Annotated in this window: 1 protein-coding gene; it reads right to left on the reverse strand. The window is 42.3% G+C overall.

The window, feature by feature from the left end; genetic code table 11:
- Positions 1-384: 384 nt before the first annotated feature.
- A partial coding sequence (locus ACTRWE_RS19130; protein WP_462880526.1) for a S46 family peptidase occupies positions 385-1996 on the reverse strand: 1612 nt, incomplete at its 5' end.

Here is a 1996-nt window from a genome sequence, read left to right on the forward strand (position 1 = left end):
CTTATTTAGGCTTAACTCTGACGCGATATAAAGTCGCTGCTACGAAAGACATTTACTGCTAAAAACAGTTTTTTCACCACAGAGAATCCCGAGGCGCTTTGCGCTGCACAGAGATGGATTCATATCTTTTAAGTATTTCTCTGTTAACTCTGTGTTCTCGGTGGTAAATACTTATTTAGGCTTAACTCTGACGCGATGTAAAATCGCTGCTACTAAAGATACTTACTGCTAAAAACAAATTAGCTCCCCCCGCAACCCGAACCTCTTAGCCCGAAGCCCGAACCTCGTAACCCGTACCCTAAGTTAAATTAATCCGAGAATGTTTAAACCAAAAAAAGGCGCTTCCGGTTAAGGTAAGCGCCTTTTTGTTATTTTAACTGCTTCTTATTTTACGATTTTCATTTCGTCTAATAAGTTTTGTGCGTTATCTACTTTATCCATTACCCACAGCATGTAACGTGAATCTACATGGATTGAGCGATTTAGCTCTGGGTTGTAATCCCAATCACCAATAATGCTTTCGTACACACCGTCAAACAGTAAACCCACCAGCTCAGCTTTACCATTTAGTGTTGGTGAACCTGAGTTACCGCCAGTTGTGTCTACGTTTGATAAAAAGTTAACCGGTACGGTATTCATGCCACCTGTGTAATCACCATAAAGCTTGGCTTTAATTTGCTCTTGCAGCTTTTTAGGCGCATTAAATGGGTCAACATCGGTGTTTTTAGCCAGTAACCCTTCAAGTGAGGTAAACGGCGTGGCCACTAAACCATCTTGCGGAGAATACCCGCCTACCGTGCCGTAAGTTACACGTAATGTGCTATTTGCATCGGCGTAAACCGGTTTGTTTTGCGCTTTATTAAAGGCAATAATCGCACTCATTAACTCTGGGCGAGCGGCTTGTAACTTACCTGCAAGGGCTTTTGACTTATCTTCCTCAGCTTTCATTACCGTGAATATGGCTTTTGCATATTGCATGAATGGGTCTTGGCTTTGGTTTAATTGGCTAAGCGTTTGCTCAAATAATGAATTACGTACAATTTCGTTATCAAGCGTTGATTTAGCGTACATTTCATCTAGCAATGCACTTTGTTTTGCTTTATCAAACCCATTTTCTAAAGCAAAGGCTTTATCAATTTCACTGAAACGCTCTGCTTTAGGTAATGCTGCATATTGCTCTAAAAAGTGCAGTAATATGGCTTTATCTACGTTTGCGTCAAAGCGACGTGACATACGCTCTAAACCCGATTTAATACGCGGTAAATCACGTTCTTGATAACCCGATTCACGCTCGCTATTTGGCTTTTGTTTTTCATAAGCTAAACGGTATAAACGACGTGCCGTGCTGATCATTTGTGAACGGTGAACATAGCCTACCATACGGTCGCGCTCACTGTGCTCTTGCGATTGTGCAACAAGTGCTGATAACTCATTAAGTACGTTACCGTAGCGCTGTTTACGTTCGCTATCGCTGTTTATCCAGCTTGTAAGTTCTTGTTCAAACTGCTTTTTACGCTCAAACATGGTGCCTTTTTTAAAGCTTTCGATCATCGAGCCATAGTTTTTAATGTAGTTGTTATAACCAGCTATGGTGCTTTCGTAAGCAATACGCGCTTTACTGCCATCTTCTGAGTTTTCTTCAATAAGTGACACGTATTTAGTATTGTGCATGCGCGCTTTAGGGTAACTGTCGTTAAATACATAATCGACCTCTGCCGCAATACGGTAACGATTGGTGCGCCCTGGATAGCCAGTAACCATGACAAAATCACCCTCTTGCACGCCTTTAGCACTTACACTTAAGTAAGACTCAGGCACGTACGGTACGTTGTCTTCGCTGTATTCTGCTGGTTTGCCGTCTTTACCTACATAGGCGCGGTAAAAACCAAAATCGCCTGTGTGACGCGGCCACATCCAGTTATCGATATCGCCACCGTATTTACCTACGCCCATAGCAGGTGCATACGCTAAACGTACATCTTTAATTTCCAGCGAT

The sequence above is a fragment of the Pseudoalteromonas sp. G5_S1_54_S4 genome (assembly GCF_054968565.1).